General features: G+C 40.5%; 24 protein-coding genes and 2 riboswitches. Of the genes, 16 read left to right on the plus strand and 8 right to left on the minus strand.

Going from position 1 to position 24,578, the window contains the following annotated elements; translation table 11 throughout:
* The first annotated feature begins 6 nt into the window (after positions 1-6).
* The 11 genes from ACEVFT_RS14805 (at position 7) to panF (ending at position 10,087) form a co-directional block, all read left to right on the plus strand.
* Positions 7-783, plus strand: coding sequence for an ABC transporter ATP-binding protein (locus tag ACEVFT_RS14805; RefSeq protein ID WP_205443719.1), 777 nt, complete (start codon positions 7-9; stop codon positions 781-783).
* Positions 758-1,465, plus strand: a complete 708-nt coding sequence (locus ACEVFT_RS14810; RefSeq protein ID WP_016992704.1) for an ABC transporter ATP-binding protein — start codon at positions 758-760, stop codon at positions 1,463-1,465. Before ACEVFT_RS14805 ends, ACEVFT_RS14810 begins: the two co-directional genes overlap by 26 nt.
* Before the next feature lie 15 nt (positions 1,466-1,480).
* Positions 1,481-2,353 carry a branched-chain amino acid ABC transporter permease gene (locus ACEVFT_RS14815; protein ID WP_342440623.1) on the plus strand — a complete coding sequence of 291 codons (873 nt, stop codon included), beginning with the start codon at positions 1,481-1,483 and terminating at the stop codon, positions 2,351-2,353.
* Positions 2,350-3,366, plus strand: a complete 1,017-nt coding sequence (locus ACEVFT_RS14820; RefSeq protein WP_393950549.1) for a branched-chain amino acid ABC transporter permease — start codon at positions 2,350-2,352, stop codon at positions 3,364-3,366. The genes ACEVFT_RS14815 and ACEVFT_RS14820 overlap by 4 nt, the downstream gene beginning before the upstream one ends.
* The gene (locus ACEVFT_RS14825) at positions 3,363-4,367 is read left to right on the plus strand and encodes a 3-oxoacyl-ACP synthase (RefSeq protein ID WP_393950550.1); all 1,005 of its coding nucleotides are present in this window, start codon (positions 3,363-3,365) and stop codon (positions 4,365-4,367) included. The genes ACEVFT_RS14820 and ACEVFT_RS14825 overlap by 4 nt, the downstream gene beginning before the upstream one ends.
* Positions 4,368-4,379: 12 nt before the next feature.
* Positions 4,380-5,291 carry an intracellular short-chain-length polyhydroxyalkanoate depolymerase gene (gene phaZ, locus ACEVFT_RS14830; RefSeq protein ID WP_393950551.1) on the plus strand — a complete coding sequence of 304 codons (912 nt, stop codon included), beginning with the start codon at positions 4,380-4,382 and terminating at the stop codon, positions 5,289-5,291.
* Positions 5,275-6,006: a 3-oxoacyl-ACP reductase FabG gene (gene fabG / locus ACEVFT_RS14835; protein ID WP_393950552.1), complete on the plus strand. Its 732-nt coding sequence runs from the start codon at positions 5,275-5,277 to the stop codon at positions 6,004-6,006. Before phaZ ends, fabG begins: the two co-directional genes overlap by 17 nt.
* Positions 6,007-6,021: 15 nt before the next feature.
* Positions 6,022-7,497: a class I adenylate-forming enzyme family protein gene (locus ACEVFT_RS14840; RefSeq protein ID WP_393950553.1), complete on the plus strand. Its 1,476-nt coding sequence runs from the start codon at positions 6,022-6,024 to the stop codon at positions 7,495-7,497.
* Between the two features lie 64 nt (positions 7,498-7,561).
* Complete coding sequence (locus ACEVFT_RS14845) at positions 7,562-8,116, plus strand: short-chain dehydrogenase (protein ID WP_393950554.1); 555 nt, start codon at positions 7,562-7,564, stop codon at positions 8,114-8,116.
* 262 nt (positions 8,117-8,378) lie between these two features.
* Entirely contained in the window at positions 8,379-8,642 is a 264-nt protein-coding gene (locus tag ACEVFT_RS14850; RefSeq protein ID WP_004227902.1) for a YhdT family protein, read from the plus strand.
* Complete coding sequence (gene panF, locus ACEVFT_RS14855; protein ID WP_205443709.1) at positions 8,642-10,087, plus strand: sodium/pantothenate symporter; 1,446 nt, start codon at positions 8,642-8,644, stop codon at positions 10,085-10,087. Before ACEVFT_RS14850 ends, panF begins: the two co-directional genes overlap by 1 nt.
* 43 nt (positions 10,088-10,130) lie before the next feature.
* Here panF and ACEVFT_RS14860 read toward each other — a convergent pair whose 3' ends face one another.
* Positions 10,131-10,901, minus strand: a complete 771-nt coding sequence (locus ACEVFT_RS14860) for a TSUP family transporter (RefSeq protein WP_393950555.1) — start codon at positions 10,899-10,901, stop codon at positions 10,131-10,133.
* A 126-nt stretch (positions 10,902-11,027) separates the two neighbouring features.
* On the opposite strand from ACEVFT_RS14860, the gene ACEVFT_RS14865 reads away from it, so the two are divergent.
* Both ACEVFT_RS14865 and ACEVFT_RS14870 read left to right on the plus strand, forming a co-directional pair.
* The gene (locus tag ACEVFT_RS14865; protein WP_393950556.1) at positions 11,028-11,810 is read left to right on the plus strand and encodes a TrmB family transcriptional regulator; all 783 of its coding nucleotides are present in this window, start codon (positions 11,028-11,030) and stop codon (positions 11,808-11,810) included.
* Positions 11,811-11,833: 23 nt separating this feature from the next.
* Entirely contained in the window at positions 11,834-12,220 is a 387-nt protein-coding gene (locus tag ACEVFT_RS14870) for a hypothetical protein (protein WP_393950557.1), read from the plus strand.
* Positions 12,221-12,272: 52 nt separating this feature from the next.
* Here ACEVFT_RS14870 and ACEVFT_RS14875 read toward each other — a convergent pair whose 3' ends face one another.
* Positions 12,273-12,644, minus strand: a complete 372-nt coding sequence (locus tag ACEVFT_RS14875) for a nucleotide excision repair endonuclease (protein WP_393950737.1) — start codon at positions 12,642-12,644, stop codon at positions 12,273-12,275.
* Positions 12,645-12,847: 203 nt separating this feature from the next.
* Positions 12,848-12,959: riboswitch (SAM riboswitch) on the plus strand.
* Between the two features lie 125 nt (positions 12,960-13,084).
* On the opposite strand from ACEVFT_RS14875, the gene metA reads away from it, so the two are divergent.
* Entirely contained in the window at positions 13,085-14,020 is a 936-nt protein-coding gene (metA, locus tag ACEVFT_RS14880; protein ID WP_393950558.1) for a homoserine O-acetyltransferase MetA, read from the plus strand.
* A gap of 40 nt (positions 14,021-14,060) precedes the next feature.
* Here the strand turns inward: metA and ACEVFT_RS14885 are convergent, their stop codons facing one another.
* From ACEVFT_RS14885 to plsY, 6 genes are all read right to left on the minus strand, one after another.
* Positions 14,061-15,209 carry a GerAB/ArcD/ProY family transporter gene (locus ACEVFT_RS14885; protein WP_393950559.1) on the minus strand — a complete coding sequence of 383 codons (1,149 nt, stop codon included), beginning with the start codon at positions 15,207-15,209 and terminating at the stop codon, positions 14,061-14,063.
* Between the two features lie 31 nt (positions 15,210-15,240).
* Positions 15,241-15,474, minus strand: coding sequence for a hypothetical protein (locus tag ACEVFT_RS14890; RefSeq protein ID WP_342440600.1), 234 nt, complete (start codon positions 15,472-15,474; stop codon positions 15,241-15,243).
* Between the two features lie 4 nt (positions 15,475-15,478).
* Complete coding sequence (locus ACEVFT_RS14895) at positions 15,479-16,678, minus strand: Ger(x)C family spore germination protein (protein ID WP_393950560.1); 1,200 nt, start codon at positions 16,676-16,678, stop codon at positions 15,479-15,481.
* Positions 16,679-16,703: 25 nt separating this feature from the next.
* Positions 16,704-18,248 carry a spore germination protein gene (locus tag ACEVFT_RS14900; RefSeq protein WP_342440598.1) on the minus strand — a complete coding sequence of 515 codons (1,545 nt, stop codon included), beginning with the start codon at positions 18,246-18,248 and terminating at the stop codon, positions 16,704-16,706.
* Positions 18,249-18,460: 212 nt separating this feature from the next.
* On the minus strand, positions 18,461-18,751 hold the full coding sequence (locus ACEVFT_RS14905; RefSeq protein WP_205443699.1) for a HesB/YadR/YfhF family protein: 291 nt from the start codon (positions 18,749-18,751) through the stop codon (positions 18,461-18,463).
* A 19-nt stretch (positions 18,752-18,770) separates the two neighbouring features.
* The gene (plsY, locus tag ACEVFT_RS14910; protein WP_205443698.1) at positions 18,771-19,373 is read right to left on the minus strand and encodes a glycerol-3-phosphate 1-O-acyltransferase PlsY; all 603 of its coding nucleotides are present in this window, start codon (positions 19,371-19,373) and stop codon (positions 18,771-18,773) included.
* Positions 19,374-19,931: 558 nt separating this feature from the next.
* On the opposite strand from plsY, the gene parE reads away from it, so the two are divergent.
* Positions 19,932-21,908 carry a DNA topoisomerase IV subunit B gene (gene parE, locus ACEVFT_RS14915; RefSeq protein WP_393950561.1) on the plus strand — a complete coding sequence of 659 codons (1,977 nt, stop codon included), beginning with the start codon at positions 19,932-19,934 and terminating at the stop codon, positions 21,906-21,908.
* Positions 21,905-24,343 (plus strand): DNA topoisomerase IV subunit A, encoded by a 2,439-nt coding sequence (parC, locus tag ACEVFT_RS14920; protein WP_205443696.1) that lies wholly within the window; start codon positions 21,905-21,907, stop codon positions 24,341-24,343. Before parE ends, parC begins: the two co-directional genes overlap by 4 nt.
* A gap of 120 nt (positions 24,344-24,463) precedes the next feature.
* A riboswitch (TPP riboswitch) is annotated at positions 24,464-24,574 on the plus strand.
* Positions 24,575-24,578: the final 4 nt, after the last annotated feature.

Below are 24,578 nucleotides of genomic sequence, written 5' to 3' on the forward strand. Positions count from 1 at the left end.
TAGAGAATGGAGCCGCTATTATACACTGATAATTTAACAATCCGTTTTGGCGGACACACGGCTGTGGACGGCGTTAATTTTCAAATGCCGGAGAAGCATTTGAAGTCCATTATTGGGCCGAATGGTGCTGGGAAAACAACATTCTTTAATTTGCTTAGTGGTGAACTAAAGCCAACTGCGGGTGATGTTTATTTTAAAGGGCAATCACTTGCACAAAAGTCGGCTATCGAAAGAACACGTATGGGATTGGGACGTTCTTTTCAAATCACCAATGTTTTTCCAAACTTAACGGTTCTCGAAAATGTCCGCTTAGCTGTTCAATCCAAGGAGAAAATTCGTTACCAGCTATTCCGTCATTACAAAAGCTATAAGGCGATTACGGAAAAAGCGGAGGAGTTATTGGCACTCGTTTTACTCGACAATAAACGAGATGCTCTTACAACGATGCTATCCCACGGAGAGAAAAGAAAGCTTGAGATAGCCATGCTACTCGCGTTAGATACTGAAATTTTGCTGCTCGATGAACCAACTGCAGGGATGTCGTTAGAGGAAGTTCCTACGATTTTAGAAGTCATTCGGAGCATTAAACAGCAAGGGGATAAAACCATTTTGCTCATAGAACACAAAATGGATATGATTTTAGATTTATCGGATTCCATTATGGTGTTGTTCAATGGTCAGTTATTAGCAGATGGCTCACCAGAGGAAATTATGAATAATGATACTGTGCAACATGCATATTTAGGAGGGCTGTACGATGACCACCTTACTGACATTAAATGAGGTTCACACGCATATCGGCCAATATCATATATTGCAGGGCGTTAATTTTGAAGCGAAAGAGGGGCAGGTTACAGTACTTCTTGGACGTAATGGCGCAGGAAAAACGACCACTCTGAAAACAATAATGGGATTAACGCCTGCAACAAAGGGTGACATTGCCTTTCGCTCTCATTCGATTAAAAAAAGCCCAACCTATAAGGTGGCGAAATTAGGGATTGGCTATGTGCCTGAAAATCAAGGGATTTTTGCAGATTTAACGGTAGAGGAAAATATGAAGGTAGCGATGCGCAAGGAGGATACGGCAACATTAGAGCGACAGCAATATGTGCTAGAGCTGTTTCCTGACTTAAAGAAATTTTGGAAAAAGGCTGGCGGGCATTTATCTGGTGGTCAAAAGCAAATGCTGTCCATGGCAAGAGCCTTTATCAATGATAGCCAATTAATATTGATAGATGAGCCTTCCAAGGGACTTGCTCCTATTGTTGTGGAAAAAGTGATGGAAGCGATTGTGGAAATGAAAAAGAAAACGTCTATTGTCCTCGTTGAGCAAAACTTTATGATGGCTAGTCGAATTGGTGATACCTATACATTAATCGATGATGGCAGAACCGTAAATTCGGGCAATATGCAGGATTTGATTCATGATGAAGAACTAAAGCGCAAGTATCTTGGCATTGGATAGAGGGGGTGACCATCATTGGAGTTATTCGTCAATTTAATCATTAATGGCTTGGCCACGGGGATGTTAATTTTTCTACTAGCAGCCGGTTTGACGTTAATTTTCGGTTTAATGGATGTATTGAATTTTGCGCATGGTGGGTTATTTGTTTGGGGGGCTTATGCGGGGATCTTTACCTATATGTGGACAGAAAGTTTTATCGTTGGGATTATAGGTGCAATTGTGACGGGAGCGTTACTTGGACTGTTGACAGAGAAATTTATTATTACGCCTGTTTACGGCAATCATATTCAGCAAATTTTAATTACCTTAGGGCTGATGCTTGTTTTGCAGGAGCTTATTAAGGTGGTCTTTGGTCCGAATGGTGTGGCAGTGAAAACACCGAGTTATTTAGCAGGAAGCTGGGAAATTGGTGATGTGATCATCATTAAATATCGTTTATTTATTATTGTCATAGGGTTCATCATTTTTGGTATTTTCCAATATATGCTGAAGCGTACGAAGATTGGCTTGATCGTTCGTGCGGGTGTGCAGGATAAGGAAATGGCACAGGCTCTCGGTATTCATATTAAGCGTGTATTTTTATATGTTTTTATGGTCGGCGCAGCTCTGGCGGCACTAAGTGGGATGCTGATGGCTCCCTATTCAGGTGTGATCTATGCGGAAATGGGTATGGAATATGCTATTTTAGGCTTTATTGTCGTGGTAATTGGCGGCATGGGTAGTTTTTCTGGCTCCTTGCTGGCAGCGATTTTAGTAGGGCTTGCGGGTAGCTTTATGGCTTATTATGTCCCTGTGCTGTCACTGGCAGTCAATATGATTTTAATGGCCATCGTTTTAATTTTCCGTCCGCAGGGGCTGTTTGCGATGCGAAAGGAGCGAACATCATGAACAAGAAAATAACCTTACGCTCGATCGCATTTTTTCTGTTACTTGCCATTTTTATTATCCTTCCTTTTGTTAATGATTCACGCACGTTACTTATTTTACTCACGCAAATCTTTATTTTTGGGATATTGGCGATGAGCTATGATATTTTACTAGGTTATACAGGCATCGTCTCCTTTGGGCACGCCATGTTTTTCGGCATTGGCGCCTATACAACAGCGGTCATGCTGAAGCAGATGGATAACACACTCTTGATCTTTGTACTGTCCATCGTGATTGGCATGATACTAGCAGGCTTCATTAGCTTTTTAGTAGGCTTATTGACCTTGCGCTTAAAAAGTCATTTTTTTGCGATGCTGACACTAGCTTTTTCGGGGTTATTTTTAGTCTTAGCTGAAAAGTGGCGCTCTATTACGTATGGCAATGATGGCTTTACTTTTCGAGCACCTGATCTATTTAGAGATCGAATGACCTTCTATTTCTTTGTGCTAGCAAGCCTAGTTGTCATCTTTTTAGCGCTCTACCGTTTTGTTAATTCGCCGACAGGTCGTATTTTAATTGCCGTTCGTGAAAATGAACAACGGACGAAATCATTAGGCTTTAATACGTTGCACTATAAAGTCATTGCCTCTGTTGTGGCAGGCATTGTAGCAAGTTTTGCAGGTTCCTTATATGCAGTGTCATTACGTTTCGTCAACACAAGTGTCATGGCAATGGATATTACACTGGATGCTTTGTTAATGACGATTATCGGTGGGGTTGGCACTTTAGTTGGGCCGTTATTAGGGTCGGCAGTCATCGAATATGCACAACATGCACTGTCTGGGCTTGCGCGAGATTATCCTATTTTCGAACGCTGGATTATCTTCTTTGGGATTCTTTATATTTTAGCCGTTATCTTCTTCCCTAAAGGTATTATCGGCTCACTAAGACTGCTGTTTTGGAAGTGGCGAGGAAGGCTAAAGCAACGAAAAACGACGGGTCCCCTGCCACAGGAAAAGGAGCGATTTGAATGACAGTTGGTATTGTTAGTACAGGTATTTATTTACCTCAACAGAAGATGACATCGCAGGACATAGCGGCTGTTTCCAATATTCCTGAGGACATTATCCGTCAAAAAATGGGCATCCATGAAAAGCCAATCCCAGGTAAGCATGATCATACAGTGCAAATGGGGATCTGGGCAGCACAGGAGGCGATTCAAAAAGCAAATATAGACCCCAAGGATATAGATGTTGTCATTTATATGGGGGAGGAACATAAGGAATATCCACTCTGGACAGCCTCCATTAAAATACAGGAGGAGCTTGGTGCAGTCAATGCATGGGCATTTGATGTGCAATTACGCTGTGGCACAACGATCATGGCGTTGAAAGTGGCGAAAAGCTTAATGGCCTCAGATGACACGATACAAACCATTCTTTTAGCAGGTGGTTATCGCAATGTTGATTTTATCGATTATAGCAATCCGCGAACGCGCTTTATGTACAATTTGGCGGCAGGTGGGGGCGCGATGTTAGTACAAAAAAACTATGAAAAAAATCTGCTACTAGAGGCAGATATGATAACGGATGGTTCTTTCTCAGAGGATGTAGTTGTACCAGTTGGAGGAACGAAAAATCCATTAACTCCATCTCATTTAACCGAAAATTTATATAAGCTTGACGTTTTGGACCCCATTGGGATGAAGGAGCGGCTAGAACAAAAATCTTTAAGCAATTTTTTGAAGGTCATTCGCAGTTCTTTAGCGAAAAGTGGATACAGTGAGGAACAGCTAAATTATTTAGCGATGCTGCATATGAAACGATCTGCACATGATTATATTTTAGCGGAGCTTGGCTTACAGCAGGAGCAGTCTATTTATTTGCAAGACTATGGACATATTGGTCAGATCGATCAAATTTTGTCCCTACAGCTAGCACAGGAGCAAAATCAACTTCAAGCAGGCGATATTGTGACGCTCGTTAGTGCTGGTATTGGCTATGTTTGGGGAGCTATCACAATACGCTGGGGATAAGGGGGAAATGGCATGGTAAAAAAGATTCAACTAGAAAATGGGGAAACGATGGCTTATCGCACGCGCTTAGGTGGAGGTCATCCTTTAGTGTTGGTCCATGGCAATATGACATCTTCGAAGCATTGGGATATTCTGATGGATGCTTTAGACGAGAAATACACCATTTACGCGATAGATTTACGTGGCTTTGGCGAATCGTCCTATCATAAGCCCATTACTGCTATTAAAGATTTTAGTGATGATGTCAAGCTTTTTGTGGATGCCATGCAATTGCAAAGCTTTGATATGGTTGGCTGGTCAACAGGTGGAGCCGTCTGTATGCAGTTTGCGGCGGATTATCCAGGTCACTGTCAACGACTGATTTTACTGGCTTCTGCTTCTACACGTGGCTACCCATTTTACACGGATTTGGGAACAGGCAATCCAGCCACCTTTAAGCGAGCCTATCATTATGAAGAGGTACTCGTGGATACATCGAAAACAAAGCTGATTCAAGGCTTCTATGAGTCAAAAAATGCAGAAGGCTTACAGTCTATATGGAATGCGTTAATTTATACGCATCAGCAACCAGAGGCTGAAAAATATCAAGAATATGTGGAGGATATGCTTACACAGCGGAATTTAGCAGAAGTATATCATGCTCTCAATACATTTAATATAAGTGCTGTTGACAACGAGGTGGCAAAAGGATCACAGGATGCCCTATTGCTCCATTTCCCAATTTTAGTGCTTCGAGGGGATCGAGATTTAGTGATTACAGAAGAAATGAATGCTGAATTGCTACATGATTTAGGCAAAACAGCACAGTTTGTAAGCCTAAAAAATTGTGGACATTCACCTTTGATTGATGATTTAGCACAATTAACAGCTGAAATTGAAGCCTTTTTAGAAATTGGAGGAAGACAGTATGCGTTTAAACAATAAAGTGGCAATCATTACAGGTGCTGCAAATGGCATCGGCTATGCGGCTGCAGAACGTTTTATCGAAGAAGGAGCATGGGTATTTATCGCTGATTTTGATGACAAGGCAGGCATTTTAGCAGCGCATCAACTAGGGGAAAATGCAGTGTTTATACAAGTAGATGTCGCAAGTAGAGAGAGCGTTAAACAATTGGTGACATCAGTGATTGAACAGGCAGGCCGCATTGATATTTTAGTGAATAATGCGGGAATTACAAGAGATGCCATGCTGACAAAGATGACGGAGGACCAATTTCAGCAGGTGTTAGATGTCAATTTGACAGGGGTCTTTCATTGTACACAGGAGGTCATTCCCTATATGGTGGCAGCTGGTGGAGGCAAGATTATTAATACATCCTCCGTTAGTGGGGTTTATGGCAATGTTGGTCAAACCAATTATGCAGCGACAAAAGCCGCGATTGTAGGTATGACAAAAACATGGGCGAAGGAATTAGGGCGTAAGGGAATTAATGTCAATGCAGTGGCACCTGGCTTTACTGAAACAGATATGGTCAAAAAAATGCCTGAAAATATTTTGGCTCAAATGCGCTCAATCGTCCCCCTACAACGCTTAGGGACGCCAAGAGATATTGCCAATGCTTATTTGTTTCTAGCATCTGACGAGTCCTCCTACGTCCATGGGCATACTCTGCATGTGGATGGCGCGATTATGATGTGATAGGGGGAGGTCAAGATGTTTGTTGAGCAAGAATGGATTTTAAAACGTGCTGCATTAACGCCTCACCACATCGCCTTGATTAATCTAGCGTCAGAGGAACAATGGACCTACCAGCAATTATCCGAGGAAATCGGCAAATGGAGTCAATTTTTCGAGCGTCAGCAGCTACAAAAAGGAAGTAGAGTCGCTGTTTTTGCGAAAAATCATATCCAATTGTTTGCTGTTTTATTTGCCTGTGGGCTACGTGGGCTCATTTATGTGCCGTTAAATTGGCGCTTAAGCAAGGAGGAGCTAACACAAATTTTGGCAGATGCGACCCCTGCTATCCTATTATACGAAGAGGGTAGTCATTGTCCTTTAGCTTTAGAAAAGATGTTTTCACTTCATGTGAACCAACACGAGAAGGAGATACAACCAAGTAGGCAAGACGTGGTTGTGGATGATCCGTGGCTAATGATTTATACAGGAGGTACGACAGGTCGTCCAAAAGGGGTTGTGCTATCCTTTCAGTCGGTCAATTGGAATGCCATGAATACGATCATTAGCTGGGGGTTACATGCTCAAGATCGCACATTAAATTATATGCCGATGTTTCATACTGGTGGCTTGAATGCTTTATGTATTCCCTTACTTATGGCGGGAGGAACCGTCATTATTGGCGATAAGTTTGATGCAGAAGAGGCACTGCAAGCAACGAACCGATATCAAACGACCATTTCCCTTTTTGTGCCAACGATGTATCAAGCGATGATTGCGACGAAGTATTTTCAGGAAAATCAATTTCCTTCGATGAAGGTATTTTTATCTGGTGGTGCTCCATGCCCTCATCCTATTTACGATGCCTTTCATAATAAGGGATTATTTTTTAAAGAAGGATACGGCTTAACAGAAGCAGGGCCAAATAATTTTTACATTGCCCGAGAGCATGCCTATGCGAAAAAAGGCGCTGTCGGGAAAAGCATGCAATTCAATGAAGCTAAAATTGTTAATTTTGCGGGACAAAGCTGTGCACCCCGTGAAGTAGGAGAGCTATTGGTAAGAGGGAAGCATATGTTTCGCTTTTACTGGAATAACAAACAAGAAACCGCTAATATCCTCCAAGACGGCTGGCTGAAAACAGGAGATTTAGCCATGATGGATGAGGATGGCGATTTTTATATTGTAGGGCGTCGAAAAGAAATGATTATCTCGGGTGGTGAAAATATCTATCCTCAGGAAGTAGAGCAATGTATATTACGGCATCCAGATGTGCGGGAGGTAGCTGTGATTGGTGTAGGTGATGACTATTGGGGTGAGATCGTGACAGCTTTTATTGTCTGTCCTCACCAAGTAGCTTCTATATTAGATGATCTTAACGAGCTATGTCATCAACAACTAGGACGTTATAAGATTCCAAAACAAATGATTTTCATAGATGAACTACCAAAAACAAGCGTTGGTAAAATCGATAAAAAGGCATTGTATAGGCTTGTCAACTCATCTACCTGTTAAGTATGATGATGGGAAGGAAGACACGCTCATCTTGCTAAATACGAAATGAGAGAGGGACACATAAATGGCCCACGCATTAGTGATGGGTGGAACAGGGATGTTAGCTGACACATCTCTTTGGTTAGTGAATAAAGGCTATCATGTGTCAATAATTGGACGTAGTGCCTATCGAATGGAAAACTTGCGAAATAGAACAACCAAACCTTCTCTTCTAACACCGATTTTAGTTGATTATTGTGATATCACCTTATTAAAAGAGAAACTAGAAGAAACGATCGCGCATAATGGACCCATTGAATTGGTCATTGCGTGGATTCATTCCTATGCTGACACGACACTAGAGAACATATCCAGTGTAATTTCCAATTGGAATAGCGGAAAATGGAAACTGTTTCATGTGTTGGGGAGTAAGGTAAATGTAAGTGAAGTCCAAGAGAAATTGAAGCTGCTTGATCGTACGCAATACAGGCAAATCCAGCTAGGTTTTATGATGGAAAAAGGTCATTCGAGATGGCTTACGCATGAAGAAATATCGCAAGGTGTCGTTGCTGCTATTCAACATGATCTGCCTGTTCATATCGTTGGCACGCTACAACCGTGGGAAAAGCGACCGCTATAACTACCTAACCTTCGTCTAGCTAGATGGACGAAGGTTTTTACTTATGTCCATTATCAGTTTATTTATCGAAATTCGGATGTCTACATAATGGTGAGGGATATTTAGGTTTGTATGAAAAACGTCAGAATCAACCGTCTTTTTTACATCATAAATTTTTCTTAGTATAACAAAATCATTTCTATATAACTCATCCTTATTTAATCACATCTCTTCCCATCAGACCGACATATCAGTAAAATAGAGTAGGTTAGGGGGATTACATGTGAAAGATCAACGCTTTAAAATAGCGCATCGAGAGGCGCTTATCGGGATTGGACTCGTCCTTGTCAACTTTGCGATTTGGTTTGGCTTTGCCTATGGACTAGGCTCAGGGGACCCAAGAAATTATACGTATGTCTTTGGTTTTCCAGCTTGGTTTTTCTATAGCTGTATCGCAGGGACAGGCTTTATGATCCTTCTCATCTGGATTGTGATGAAACTCTTTTTCAAAGAGGTACCATTTGATGATGAGGAGGTGGATCGCTAATGCATTGGCAAGTTGTATTTCCATTGCTATTATTTTTAATTATTATATTTGGAATTGGTATTTGGGCCAATAAGCATGTCCGCTCTTCTAATTCATTCCTACAGGAGTATTTCCTTGGTGGTCGCGAAATGGGGGGTTTTATCCTTGCGATGACGATGATCGCTACATACGGCAGTGCGAGTAGTTTTATCGGAGGACCGGGTGTGGCCTATACAAAAGGACTTGGGTGGGTATTACTGGCAATGGCTCAGCTACCTGCAGGTTATTTTGTACTCATGATTTTAGGGAAAAAATTCGCCATTATCGCTCGTCGTTACCAGGCCATTACGTTAATCGACTTTTTACGAGAGCGCTACAAAAGCCATGTCATTGTCATTTTGTCAGCCATTAGTATCATTGTCTTTTTATTTTCGGCTATGATGGCCCAATGGGTTGGGGGTGCGCGCTTAATTGAGTCTTTAACTGGCTTAAGCTACACAGCGGCACTGTTTATTTTTGCGATTTCAGTGTTAGTGTATGTCATTATCGGTGGTTTCCGAGCAGTAGCGTTAACGGATACGGTCCAAGGTTCGATTATGGTGATTGGTACGATTATTTTATTAATCGGAACCATTGTGGCAGGTGGAGGCATCGACAATATAATGGCCTCACTGGTCGCTGAAAATCCTGACTTTGTGTCACCATTTGGCGCACAAGGAGACTTAACGCCTTTGTATGTCTCGACATTTTGGATTCTCATCGGTGTAGGGGTTGTAGGACTTCCGCAAATTGCCGTTCGTGCGATGAGCTACAAGGATTCAAAAAGTATGCATCAAGCGATCATTATTGGCACGATTGCCATAGGGACAATCATGTTTGGCATGCATTTAATTGGTGTGTTAGCCCGACCTGTCTTACCTGGCATTGAGATTGGTGATAAGGTAATGCCACTTCTGACATTAAAAGTACTACCGCCATTTTTAGCAGGAATCGTCTTAGCTGCACCAATGGCCGCCACAATGTCAACGGTTAATGCGTTACTTATGCTTGTCAGTTCCACGGTTGTCAAAGATATTTATTTAAATTACATGAAGCCGAAAGCTAGTGATGCAGAGATTAAACGTGCAAGCTTTATTGTGACAACGGTCATTGGCTTAGCGGTTGTCATCTTTGCACTCAATCCACCTGATTTATTAGTGTGGTTGAACTTATTTGCCTTCGGTGGGCTAGAGGCTGTCTTTATTTGGACAGTAGTTTTAGGATTATATTGGAAAAAAGCGAATAAATACGGAGCGATTGCATCGATGATTTCAGGTATGCTGTTGTATATTATGATTGATCGATTCTACCCTTCTGTATTTGGTATGCATACAGTCACAATACCAATCGTCGCATCCTTCATTATTTTTGTGCTTGTTAGTTTGACTACTAGTCATAAATTTAAAAACGAAAAACTTATGATTTAACTCAAAAACGCCACAGATATCAAATTCTGTGGCGTTTATTGTTTTAATGCATCATAAAATCATAGGCATTTTTTGCAAGTAGTGTCATCGTGACCACAATAAAAAGCGTGCGGACAAAGCCGCTTCCTTTCTTGATCGCCATGCGCGAGCCAAGCATAGCTCCACCAATTTGCGCAATGCCCATTACTAAACCATAGACATAATGAATTTGACCTAAGTAAGCAAACATACAAACGCCGGCCACATTACTCGCCAAATTTAAAAACTTCGCATTACCAGCCGCCTTTAAAAAATCAAAGCCTACCAGTAGGAAGCTAAAAATTAAAAAGGAGCCTGTTCCAGGACCAAGAAATCCATCATAAAAACCAATAGCAAATAATAACAGCATAAATAAAAATAAATGCGTTTTAGATAGTTTTTTTACAGTAGCGACAGCGCCCCAATCCTTTTTAAAGATCGTATATACCCCAACAGCCGCCAGCATAACAAGCATTAAGGGCTTTAGTAATGCTGGGTTGATTAGATGTACAGTCCATGCACCACATAAAGATCCAATAAATGCTAGAGGAAAATATTTGAGGACAGAGCGAATGTCCAGCTGGCCAGAACGGTAGAAGGAAATCGAGGACGTGAGCGAGCCCATTGCTCCTGCTAGTTTATTCGTGGCAACAGCTGCGGCTGGATTTAGGCCAACAAACAGTAAAGCAGGTAATGAAATTAAACCGCCCCCTCCCACTACTGAGTCGACAAAAGCCGCCAGAAATCCAAATGAAATTAACAGTATAAGAATATGTACATCGACTTCAAAAAACATATTACACCTCTTTTAAATTAGTTACTACTGAAATAGTAACTAATTTTATTTGCGCTGTAAACCCTCATTTTTTCATTGGCAAATCTTCACAAAAGTAGCCTATAATAAAGATAATGGAGGGATTACATGGAGGAATTAATCGCCCAGTTGAAAGAAATGGGTTTTACAGAATATGAAGCAAAGGCCTATACGGCACTTGTTCAGCAAAGTCATGTCAGTGCCTATCAGGTTAGTAAAAATTCTGGCATACCACGTGCAAGAGTGTATGATATTTTAAATATCCTTGTAGATAAGGGCATTGTGTTAAAAGAAGAGACCGCAGAACAAACAACCTATGCGGCAATGCCAGTGTCTGTGTTTTTACAGCAAATGCAACAACGCTGGGAGTCAAATTTTACATCTATGCGCGGGAAATTAGAGAAACTAGAAGAAAAAGTGCAAGAAGCGGAGCCTAAAGTGGTCATGCTAAAGGGCAAGGAATCCATCATTAACTATTGTCAGTCACTTCTAAAGAAAGCGAAGAAAAAGGTGATGCTGTCAATGTGGGAGGATATGTATGATGCCTTACGAGAAGATTTGCAAGAGGTGGCGCAGCATGTTCCTGTCCATGGCATTACCTTGTATGTGGGGGAGCATTTAGCCTCGATTGACCAGCATAGAGCCACACATTATACAAAAAAATCGTCTACACCGCATTGGTTTATCTTATCGATAGATGGTCAGGAAATGATTTATGGTCACTCTCCATCCACGCAAGAGACGGCTTTTATCACCAATGATCCTGTCCATATTTATTTATTAGAGGATTATATTTGGCATGATGTGCTCATCAATCGACTGGTAAAACGGGATGATCAGGAGTTAGAAGACTGGATTGCTAAGGAGCGAAAAGCTTTCTTCTTGGAATAGTCGTATAAGGGAAGGGGAGTAACGTGAAAAAAATCGTGTTGCTAGGTTTAATGAGTTTACTAATGTTAGGAGCATGTAACGCTACACCAGCTGCTGATCCACTAGCGATTCATGAGCTAACTGTTGTCCCCGACAATATCCAAAAAAATATTGTTTCTAATGACAGAATACAACTATTGCATGAAAATAATGCTTCATATTACCTCGTCTATTATTCAAAGGGGAATGTGTTGGCAAGTATTACGGCTGAGGGAAATAGGCTTATCATCCAGCTAGAAGAAGGCAGCGAGCAAAGGAAAGAGGCTCAGCCCTATGTTTTTCAAATCAACGTCAAGAATCCTGAGCTTGATACCATTGATTTGCGAATAAATGGCCAGAGTACACCAATCGATCGCATGACCATAATGTGAAAAAAGAAACCGAAATCCCTCTAGACGAGATTTCGGTTTCTTTGCATGATGTCTAATAAAATACTTTGTCTACATTGTATTTAGAGCGGAAAGTATTAATCGCATATGTTTCGTAAATTTCACGTTCCATTGGATCTTCTACTTCATAGACTTCAATTTTAAACACTTCATCACGATGGTTTTTCATCGGAGATACATTGTCCTCGAAATGTTTTTTAATACGTTGACGAATTTTACGTGCTTTCCCAACAAACAATAGCTCATTCGTGTCATTATAGAATAAGAAAATGCCGCCTTTATCACGTGTGATTTTATGGAAGTCAATAAAACCGAAGTAAGGTGTGATTTCCACATCACCTGGTTTTAAATCTTGTTCACGTTGACGGATTACTAGATCTGGTTTTGGAAATTCAATTTTAATCAAACTATTCACGTTCCTCTCTCTTACTAAAAGTATATGGTAACATAATTACGGCATGTTTACCATAAATTTTAAATGTAGAAACACCACATATAGCAAGCTTAGTGTACATCAAATGAGCAAGGAACATGCACTTGAATCACAAAATATTCTATGAATTATTGATATTCTAACTAGTTCATGTTACAATTCAAGATAATTAAATAATCTTATCAAGAGAAGCTGAGGGATTTGGCCCGATGACGCTTCAGCAACCTCTAACAATTGTTAGAAAGGTGCTAATTCCAGCAAAGGATTTTTTCCTTTGAGAGATAAGAGTGGACGTGAAAAAATCCTTCTCATTCTATCTCGTATGGAATGAGGAGGATTTTTTAATTTAGTTGCATTCTTTGCAAGCAAGGTTTGCTAAAAAAAGAGAGTGATTATAGAGAGGGGAAAGCAAGATGCCAATTAATATTCCGAAAAATTTACCAGCTGGAGAACATTTACGTGAGGAAAAAATCTTCGTCATGGAAGAGGATCGAGCGAAAACACAGCAAATCCGTCCATTAAATATATTAATACTAAATTTAATGCCTGAAAAAGAAAAAACAGAGCTTCAATTACTACGTTTATTAGGGAATACACCACTACAGGTGAATATTACCTTTTTAAATACGGCCACACATGAATCGAAAAATGTGAGTAAATCTCATTTGCAGCTATTTTACACAACGTTCAACCAAATTCGTCACCGACGCTATGATGGCATGATTATTACTGGGGCACCTGTAGAAAAAATGGCATTTGAAGATGTCAACTATTGGCAGGAAATTTCAGAAATTATGGATTGGTCTAAAAAGAATGTGACATCCGTGCTACATATATGTTGGGGGGCACAGGCTGCATTGTATCACCATTATGGCATTGGGAAGGTCGAGCTTTCTGCTAAATGCTCAGGCGTCTATTCCCATGTAATTACAGATTTAACGGTGGATTTAGTGCGCGGCTTTAGCGATTTATTTACTGCGCCTCATTCTCGCTATACATCTGTTTCCATTGACGAGGTTCGCAATCATCCAGACCTACGATTATTATCCTATTCAGAGGATGCAGGGGTATTCATCGTACAATCAAAAGATAATAAAAATATTATGATTACGGGGCATCTGGAGTATGATGCGACAACACTAGCCGATGAATATAGCCGTGATGTGGCGAAGGGCATAGATATCGACGTCCCTGTGAATTACTTCCCGAATGATGATCCGAAACAAGAGCCGATGAATACATGGCGTGCCCATACGCATTTATTATTCTCTAACTGGTTGAACTACTATGTCTACCAAGAAACACCATACGAATGGGATTTTGTAGATGAAATCGAATATCATATCTAATTAATAAAAAGTCTAATTTCTTTTCTAAACGTAGAAGAAATTAGACTTTTTGATTTTCCTTCGTTGTATCCTGTTGGGGTGTTTCGGTATTTTGAGCCTTAGATTTACGATTTCGAATAACTGCCACAATCAACAAAAGTATTGGTAATAAAATGGTGAAGATAAAGGAAAAGATAGGCCAAATTTCATTATTATAATTAGTAGAATGCACAATATCTGGATGAACAATTTGAGAAAGCCCAATCATAATTATGCCCATCGGTAAAATAAGCGGACGATGATCCTTGATCTTCAAAATTTGGGCAAGGCCAACAACGGTCGTATAGAAATACATAAATGTGCGAATATAAATAGACGAAATCCACATAAATGCCATAATAATTTCAATGCGCTGTAAAAAATTCCCTATGGATATTCTTTGCGCTAAGGCATAGCTGGGAAATGTCCTAGATGCTGTGTTTTCAGGCCCTAAGACAAGAATCGATAGGACAATCAACGTAATTAAGACGACACCACCAAGGATGGTCCCAATATATAGCCCTTTCTGTGCAGATGGCTGTACATTGACGCCAGCAGGATATAGCATCAATAACACAATTAATGGAAAGGAAAAGATACTCATAAAGCGTGCAATACTATAAAACATAGATGTTTTGGTTGCTTCTAGTAGAGGCTGAATATTCTCAAATGTAATTTGAGGGGTAATACAAACGACGAAAAAAATAAAGATAAAGATAAACAACGGAAAGAGAATTTCTGCTGAACGGGCAAACGTCTCAATCCCTAGATAAGCGGCATACATAATAATGATACTGAACAGTAGGGCGAATGCTAATGTCGGTGTTTCTGGCATAACTTCGGTTTTCATAAAAATACCAATAAAATAAAGTAACTCTCCAGTGGAGAAAAAGGTGAGAATGAGAAAGCAAATGGCTGTGATTTTCCCAAAAAAACGACCAAGAATTTTTTCGTTCGCCTCTATAAAATTAAGAGAGGGTGTTTGATTGGCAAGTGTTAAGAATAACTTAATGACCAGTAAACTAAGCACAACACCAATGCTGGCTGCAACCCAAGCATCTTGCTTAGCAGCGCCCGTAATACTTGAAGGGATAATTAAAATTGCTGTACCGATAGAATAGAGGAAGGTAACGATTGTAAACTGTCTTGAACTAATGATCTCTTTTTCCATCTAGCTACCCTCCGTTTCTCAGTCCATCTTTTTATTTTGTGAATGACACAATGTAATCCTTAATTGGTGTAAAGATAAAGGTAATTAAATCTAATGGGCTTGGAATATGGACTTTCAGGGCAATGGCCATATTTAAAGCAGTTCCAATGAGTAGCAAAAAGGAGAAGACAATAATGGTTTTTTTATCCTGTTGCTTTTTGAACTTTGGAATAAATAGAAGTGCAACGATGATTGAGATGATCAAGATAGCTACAGCTAGCACCATTTCATTACTCCTCCTTTGGCTTGTTTAATAATGAATTTTGCATCGTACCCAATCCTTGTGTTGTTACCTTCACGTGAACATCCACTGGCAAATCGGAAAAGAGGGAAGCCCACTCATCCTTGATTTTTCCCCACTGCTTTGCATCTGCACGATGTAGGGCATCACCAAAACCAAAAACATCGATTTCATATTGCTGTTGCATTATCTCTAATGTTTTTTCAATGCGTTCATCGATACCCTGGGCTGTTTTTTTATTAACGTAATCAATCGATTTATTTTTGGTGAGATCAATATCACATTCGACCTCTCCAACATTCTGCTCAACATTAATATGAACATCGATTTTCGGCTTGCCGTTTTTAAATGACCCTTTCACTTTTGTAGTGGATTGGGTGATTTCAGTAGATAAAGTCCCTTTATTAGGACAGGCGATGATTTCAATCGTACTTTGAATTTTGTCATTAAGAAAGCTAATGCCTTTGCTTTCTCCCTCGGACAGCAGTCCCATATATTTATCCCCTTTAAAGACTGCTAATCCCGCATATTGTAACAGCACAGGTGTTTTAACACGTTGCACATTTGTTTGATCTACCCCTAATTTCTTATCGCCATGAACTTCAATAGCAGAAATTAACGCCCCTTTATGCTTGTTGCTTAATGTATTGACTAATTCATCAATATTAACTGCTATTGTGGAGCCCCAAGCTCTCTCAGAGACATCGAGGGAATTTAACATTTTATTAGCTGGAACCTTTTCGATGGGTGTTAATACATTTAATACTTCCTTCGCTGTCGCTTCATGAGACATAATGACATCGAAATCCTTACGAAATTCATGGTCCCTTACAATTAAATCGAGTGCATCACTAATTCCTTCTTTCGCGAGATCTTCTCCTAAAACAACCACTTGAAGATGGGCAAAATAAGGCTTTCGTGCAGCAAGGGTCGTCATTTTTCGAATGGCCTCAAAGATGGTTTCGCCTCTCGAATGATAGCTAACGACAGGAGAGCGCTGAGTGGAAGCTTGTCGCACTGAAACTTCACTAGGATCGACAATTTGAACCGTAATTTCATATTCTTCGTCTATTTTGTCAATGCCCAGTGCTACGACAATGGCTAGTTCATTTAATTCACGCTTACTCCAGCAACCACTTAACAGTAAAGTGAGGATACATAGTAAGCAAATCCATTTTATTTTTGCCATATTCCATTCCTCATTTATCCAGTAGTTATTTCCTTCCTTTTACATTGACATAGTTATGGCCTCTAACAATATTTTTTTGATTGACTAAACGAGGTCGTGTAAGTAACTTTCTACGTGGAAACAGCACAAAGGCATCCTTCTGATCCTGTAATATTAACGGTGCAAAAGGGCTTAAATAAGGTACACCAAATGATCGAATGCTACATAAATGAAGAATAATGACCATAATGCCAAACATGACACCAAATAAACCAAACATAGCAGCTAAAATCATTAATGGAAAACGTAGCACACGAATGGTATTCGATAAGCCATAAGCAGGGAATAGGAAGCTACAAATCGCCGTTAAGGCCACAATAATGACCATTACAGCCGAAACAACGCCTGCATCAACTGCTGCCTGACCAATAACTAATGTCCCTACAATGGACACAGCTGGCCCGATTGTTCTAGGCATCCGTAGCCCAGCTTCCCTTAGTACCTCAAAGGCAATCTCCATAATAAGGGCTTCGACAACAGCAGGGAAGGGTACACCTTCTCTTTGCGATGCAATACTAATCAACATAGGTGTTGGTAGCATTTCTTGGTGAAAGGTGGTAATTGCAACATACAAAGAAGGTGCTACTAACGCTAGACTGATACCAAAAAAACGCAAGATACGTACAAGTGAGCTAATCATCCAATGCTGATAATAATCTTCTGCTGATTGTAAAAAGGATGTAAATAACGCTGGTACAACTAAAACAAAAGGTGTGCCATCAACGAGAATCGCCACTTTGCCATCTAATAATTCACCTGCGATGACATCAGGACGTTCGGAGTTGTAGATGGTTGGAAACATAGAATTTTTTGAATCCTGAATAAAATCCTCAATATAGCCGCTTTCCAGTATGCCGTCGATATTAATGCGGTCTAATCGAGCTAATACCTCTGCGACAATTTTGTCACTGGCGATGCCATTTATATACATCACCGCTACATCTGTTTGTGTCACATCACCGATAACGCGTGACTTTATCCAGAGATTCGGACTTTTTATTTTGCGACGGATGAGCGCAGTATTTGTACGTATGGTTTCGGTAAAGGATTCCCTCGGTCCACGAATAACAGATTCAGTCGATGGCTCTGTGACAGCTCGATCCTTGGCACTTCTGGTACTTGTCACAATCCCCTCAGCAAAACCGTCTAATAAAATAACCGTTTCACCATTGAGGATAGCATTGTAGAGTGTTGTAAAATGCTCGATATTCGTCACATCGCCTACCGTTAGATAGGAATTCCGTACATATTGGTTAATTGTTGTTATCTCAATATCTTGTTCTTCTTCAATATTTGCCATCAGTTTATCGATAACAGAATCAGAAATAGTGGTTTTATCCGATAAGCCATCGATGGAAATAATGGCGAGGTTATGGGGAACCGCTTCTCCAATCGTAATTTCGCGTATGATAATATCATTACTATGCCCTAGCGACTGTTGAATGATTTTTATATTTTTAGATAGGGAAGTATACAACAAATCGTTCGTTGTATGGGATGGGGAGGTCTCGATATTGTTGGACATGGACATATGTTTTCCTCCTCAAATGGACGTTCATTATCATTAGAGTGGACAATTTTTTTGAGAGATAAACGAAAAGGGGATGAAAAATTAGCTAATTGCGGTTAAATCACGTACTCTGCAACAATCGTATGCGGGTTTTTCAAGTTGTCTCGAAAAATTGTTCTGTACTAAATAAAAAAACAGTCTATCCTTTCATGGACTGAAAGGATAGACTTGTTTTATGTACGATAGTCGTATTGTAATTCATCTTTACTTGTATCAACGTCAACATGTAAATTGTGATCGTTAAAGAACCAAAGATCTTTCTCGTCAATGTAATAGATGACGTCATCTATTACTGTCTGTACACCTATGGCAATGGGTTCCTCACGTGTCATGCCGAGTGAAAAGCCTTCATGAAACGGACTAGAGCCACCGTAGCGTGCATAAAAGCGAATTGTATCGCCAGGTTCAACTTCCATTTCATGTTTGAACCATTGTAGGGCTTCATCTGTCAATGCAATGTTCATTTCAAATGCTCCTCTCTTCCTACAGCCATTTTACCTTTGGTTCGGTGCCGTTTTTAATACGTGCAATATTGGCACGGTGGCGATAAACAATAAAGGTAAATAAAAAGGCTACCAAGATGCCTAATGCAAAGTCACCTGTAATAAAATAATAAACGATTGCATAAATAAGCGCTACTAAAGCGGCTATCATCGATGTTAAGCTGACGATTTTTGTGATTTTTAATGTCACAATAAAGGTAATAAATAGTAGGACAAAGAGAGGCCAAGAATAGCCTAATAATACACCCGCAGAAGTTGCCACGGCTTTCCCACCTCGGAAGTTGGCGAAGATCGGAAACATATGACCGATCACAGCGACAAGACCAAGTAATAAAGAATGAAGTGTACTGTCAGAGAAAACGGGAAGTGTCACGAGTAAGACAGCGGCTGTTCCTTTTAAGACATCCATCACCGTAACAACAATACCTGCCTTCTTCCCTAACGTTCGAAAAGTATTGGTCGCACCAAGATTACCGCTCCCGTGTTCACGAATATCGGTATTATAAAAAATTTTGCCTATCCATAATCCAGAAGGTATAGAGCCGATTAGATAAGCACATAAAATAATAAGTCCATTGATCATAGCTGGACTCCTTTCATTCATAGTCCATCACTTGGTACTAATAGTTTGTAACAAGTATTTTACACTTTTTCTTGCTAATCTACAATGATATGAAGGAGATTTCATACGAAGCCTTGAATTCAATACAAAAGAGAATCTATTAGCGAGGGCTAGGCTTTTAGACATAAGTTTGTAAGAAGTGAAAAAACCTTTTTAAAAATATAGGCAAAAAGGCAATTTTGTCAATCGCTCATTCCTTTGGTAGAATAGAAGTCTAACTTTATCCAGTTTCATCACAAGGTACGTAATAGTGCTTCTATCTGCAAGCAACACAAATTTATTTTGCAACTATATAGGCTTCGATGCGTCCAATGTTGATGGAAGCTAGAAGCAGTCTGTCTTGCTTAAATACCAATTTTAAGCAACTGTTGAAGATGTTTACTATTTAGAAATATGATCAAAACTGTGAGCAAATTATTAAAATGATTGAACCTGTCGCTAGCTATTGACAGGAAATGCTATTATTATTAGGATGAGAACATAAATAGAACATGCGTTTGTTTTTGGAGGGGAATTTTTTTGACGAATAAACAGTCAACTAGCGTCTATAATGATGACGCTATACAAGTATTGGAAGGATTAGAAGCGGTGCGCAAACGACCTGGCATGTATATCGGTTCGACGGATGGCCGTGGACTTCATCACCTTGTGTATGAAATCGTAGATAATGCGGTGGATGAAGCGCTGGCTGGCTTTGGATCTCATATTATTGTCACAATTCATAAAGATCAAAGTATGAGTGTGCGCGACTTTGGCCGTGGGATGCCAACCGGTATGCATAAAATGGGCAAACCGACACCAGAAATTATTTTTACGGTGTTACACGCTGGCGGTAAATTTGGTCAAGGTGGCTATAAAACAAGTGGTGGTTTACATGGTGTTGGTTCTTCTGTTGTGAATGCGCTCTCAACATTTTTAGAGGTGACGATTCATCGTGATGGCAAAAAATATCGTCAGCGCTTTGAGCACGGGGGACAGCCTGTCACAACGCTTGAAAATATTGGTCAAACCAAGCAGACAGGAACACTTGTCCATTTCCTACCAGATGAAACGATCTTCTCTGTCACAAAATTCAATTATGATACGTTAGCAGAACGATTACGTGAATCAGCCTTTTTATTAAAGGGTTTAAAAATTGAATTAATCGATGAGCGCGAGGAAGGCAAAAATGATGTGTTCTTTTATGAGAATGGCATTGAAGCTTTCGTTGCGTATTTGAATGAGGAAAAAGATGTCCTTCATCCAGTGAAATATGTAGAAGGTATACAAGATGATATCGAAGTAGAGTTCGCTTTCCAGTATAACGATGGTTATTCGGAAACGATCTTATCATTTGTTAATAATGTTCGTACACGTGATGGTGGTACACATGAAACGGGTGCAAAAGCAGCATTGACACGTGTCTTTAATGAATATGCAAGAAAAATTGGCTTGTTAAAGGACAAGGATAAAAACCTTGAGGGAACAGATATTCGTGAGGGCTTAGCGGCCATTGTGTCTGTTCGTATCCCAGAGCACTTACTACAATTTGAAGGTCAAACAAAGGGCAAGCTTGGTACAAGTGAGGCTCGTTCTGCAGTGGATAGTGTGGTGTCTGAACAAATTTTGTATGTGCTAGAGGAAAATGCGGAGTTATCGGCTTCCCTTGTCCGTAAAGCGATTCGTGCGCAGCAAGTACGTGAAGCGGCTCGTAAAGCACGTGAGGATGCACGAAATGGGAAGAAAAACAAAAAGGGTAGTACGATTCTATCAGGAAAATTAACGCCAGCTCAGTCACGCAATGCGTCAAAAAATGAGCTGTATTTAGTCGAGGGTGATTCTGCAGGAGGTTCTGCCAAACAAGGCCGTGATCGTACATTCCAAGCGATTCTGCCATTGCGTGGGAAAGTAATCAACACAGAAAAAGCCAAGCTACAGGACATTATGAAAAACGAAGAAATTTCAACGATTATCCATGCGATCGGGGCAGGTGTTGGAACGGATTTTGCGGTGGAGGATTCCGCCTACGATAAAGTAGTGATTATGACTGATGCGGATACAGACGGGGCACATATTCAAGTCTTGCTATTAACATTCTTCTATCGTTATATGCGTCCACTAATTGAAGCAGGAAAAGTCTATATCGCGCTACCACCGCTTTATAAAGTCTCGAGAGGTACTGGAAAAAAAGAAGTCATTGAATATGCTTGGACAGAAAATGATTTACAAAAGGCCATCAAAAAGGTTGGAAAGGGTTACATATTACAGCGCTATAAAGGTCTTGGTGAGATGAATGCAGACCAACTATGGGACACAACGATGAACCCTGAGACACGGACATTGATTCGTGTCACAATCGAGGATGGTGCACGTGCAGAGAGACGTGTCACGACGTTAATGGGCGATAAGGTAGAACCACGTCGTAAGTGGATCGAAGCCAATGTAGACTTCGGTATGGAGGATGATTCTAACATTTTAGAGAATGAATTCATCCAACAAGAGGAGGACCAAGCATGAGTAGTACAGAAAAGTTTCAAGATTTACCGTTAGAAGAAGTGATGGGTGACCGTTTTGGTCGCTATAGTAAATATATTATTCAAGACCGCGCGTTGCCTGATGCACGTGACGGTCTTAAACCAGTACAGCGCCGTATTTTATATGCGATGTTTACAGAAGGCAATACAAACGATAAACCGTTCCGTAAATCCGCAAAAACAGTGGGTAACGTAATCGGTAACTATCATCCGCACGGCGATAGCTCTGTGTATGAGGCGATGGTCCGTATGAGTCAGGACTGGAAGGCGCGTCATATGCTCATTGAGATGCACGGGAACAATGGCTCGGTCGATGGTGATCCACCAGCTGCGATGCGTTATACAGAGGCGAGACTATCTGCTATTGCCGCTGAAATGCTACGAGATATTGGCAAGAAAACGGTCGAGTTTGTGCCGAATTTTGATGACCAGGATATGGAGCCAACCGTTTTACCAGCACGTTTTCCAAACCTATTAGTCAACGGCTCTACAGGGATTTCCGCTGGTTATGCGACGGATATTCCGCCACATGCCTTAGATGAAGTACTGGATGCTGTGTTGATGCGCTTAGACAAGCCTAATGTTAGTGTAGATGAATTGATGACGGTGATTAAAGGGCCAGATTTCCCAACTGGTGGTATCATTCAAGGTGTGGACGGCATCAAAAAGGCGTATGAAACAGGTCGCGGCAAAATCATTGTCCGTGCTCAAGCAGTTGTCGAACCAATCAAGGGTGGTAAAGAGCAAATTGTTATCACGGAGTTACCATACGATGTAAATAAAGCGAATCTTGTGAAAAAAATTGATGAGCAACGTGTAGATAAACGACTAGAAGGTATTGCGGAAATTCGAGATGAATCAGACCGTACAGGCTTACGTGTCGTGATTGAGCTGAAAAAGGATGTACCAGGGCAAGGAATTTTACAGTACTTGTTTAAAACAACGGATTTACAGGTAGCTTATAATTTTAATATGATTGCCATCCACAATCGTCGCCCAACGATGATGACATTGCCATTATTGCTGGACGCGTATATCGCCCATCAAAAAGAAGTAGTGACAAACCGCTCCATTTACGATTTACAAAAGGCAAAGGACCGTTCTCATATTGTAGAAGGCTTAATTAAAGCCCTTTCCATTTTAGATGAAGTGATTGCGACGATTCGTTCTTCTAATGATAAGAAGGATGCGAAGCTTAATTTACAAGCGAAGTTTGATTTTACAGAGGTACAAGCAGAGGCCATTGTAAGCCTACAATTATATCGTTTAACGAATACGGATATTACAGAGCTTCGTCAGGAACAGGACGAATTAAATAAGTTAATTGCCAAGCTAGAGGGCATTCTACAAAGTGAAGCCAAGCTAGTACGTGTTATTAAACAAGAGTTGCTAGACATTAAGAAACGCTTTACAGAGCCACGTCGCTCGAAGATTGAGCAAGAAATTGAAGAAATTAAAATTACATTAGATGTCCTTGTGCCAAGTGAAGAGGTTGTCGTGACAGTGACGAAGGACGGTTATATTAAACGTACATCGACACGTTCTCATGCCGCTTCAAACGGGCAAGATTTTGCCATGAAGGATTCGGATTATTTATTGTATGAAGCAAACTTAAATACACAGCACCATCTATTGCTGTTCACAAATCGTGGCAATTATATTTATCAACCTGTTCATGAGCTTCCTGACATACGCTGGAAGGACCTGGGCCAGCATATTTCCAGTATTGTCCCAACAGGGGAAGATGAATCGATTATTGCGGTCTATGGCTTTGAAACATTTGAACAGCCCAATACGTATGTCTTCACAGCCACAAAAGATGGTCAAATTAAGCGCTCACCACTCGCAGACTATGCGGTAACACGTTATTCAAAGCCAATTAAAACGATGAACGTCAAGGCTGGTGATGCGATGATCTATGCATCGTTTGTGACGGATGATGTAGAACTGATGCTAACAACGGATACAGCCTATGCGATTCGTTTCCCGATGGAGGAACTACCCGTTACAGGTGTGAAAACAGGCGGTGTGAAAGGGATCACGCTAAAAGATGGAGAAGCCTTAGTTGGTGTCAATGTGCTACAGCCTGATGTTACACAATATGTAGTGATTGTGACACAGCGTGGAGCCGTGAAGAAAATGAATGTCGCTGAAGTTGAAGTAGCAAGTCGTGCAAAACGCGGACTAAAAGTATTAACAGAGTTAAAAGCAAATCCTCACCGAATTGTAGCAGTTATACAAGCGACAGACGAGGAGCAGGTTGTGATTGAAACCGAAAAAGGCGTTCAAGAGGTAATTGCTGTACAAGCATTGTCTCGTGCAGATCGCCATTCCAACGGTTCGTTTAAAGTGGATATTGCAACAGATGGGGCGATTTCCCATGTATTAACAGCCAAAAAAGAACAAAAACCTAGCTAATATCATGCCCAGTCTCTTAGGAGAGCTGGGCTTTTGTCTTGAATACAATCGCTATTCAAAAATAGCACCTTGTCATTTAAGTGTAACTATGGGTATAATAATCATCGAAAAGTTCATAGCGAAAGAATGTAGGGGGGCTAGTAGTTGCTAGCTGAGATTGTGTCCGATAGACGCTGACCCTTTGAACCTGATTTGGCTCGTACCAGCGTAGGGAACATCTATTCAAAAAAGCAAA

Origin of the sequence: Lysinibacillus sp. PWR01 (assembly GCF_043359455.1) — a bacterium.
Lineage (GTDB): Bacteria > Bacillota > Bacilli > Bacillales_A > Planococcaceae > Lysinibacillus > Lysinibacillus fusiformis_F.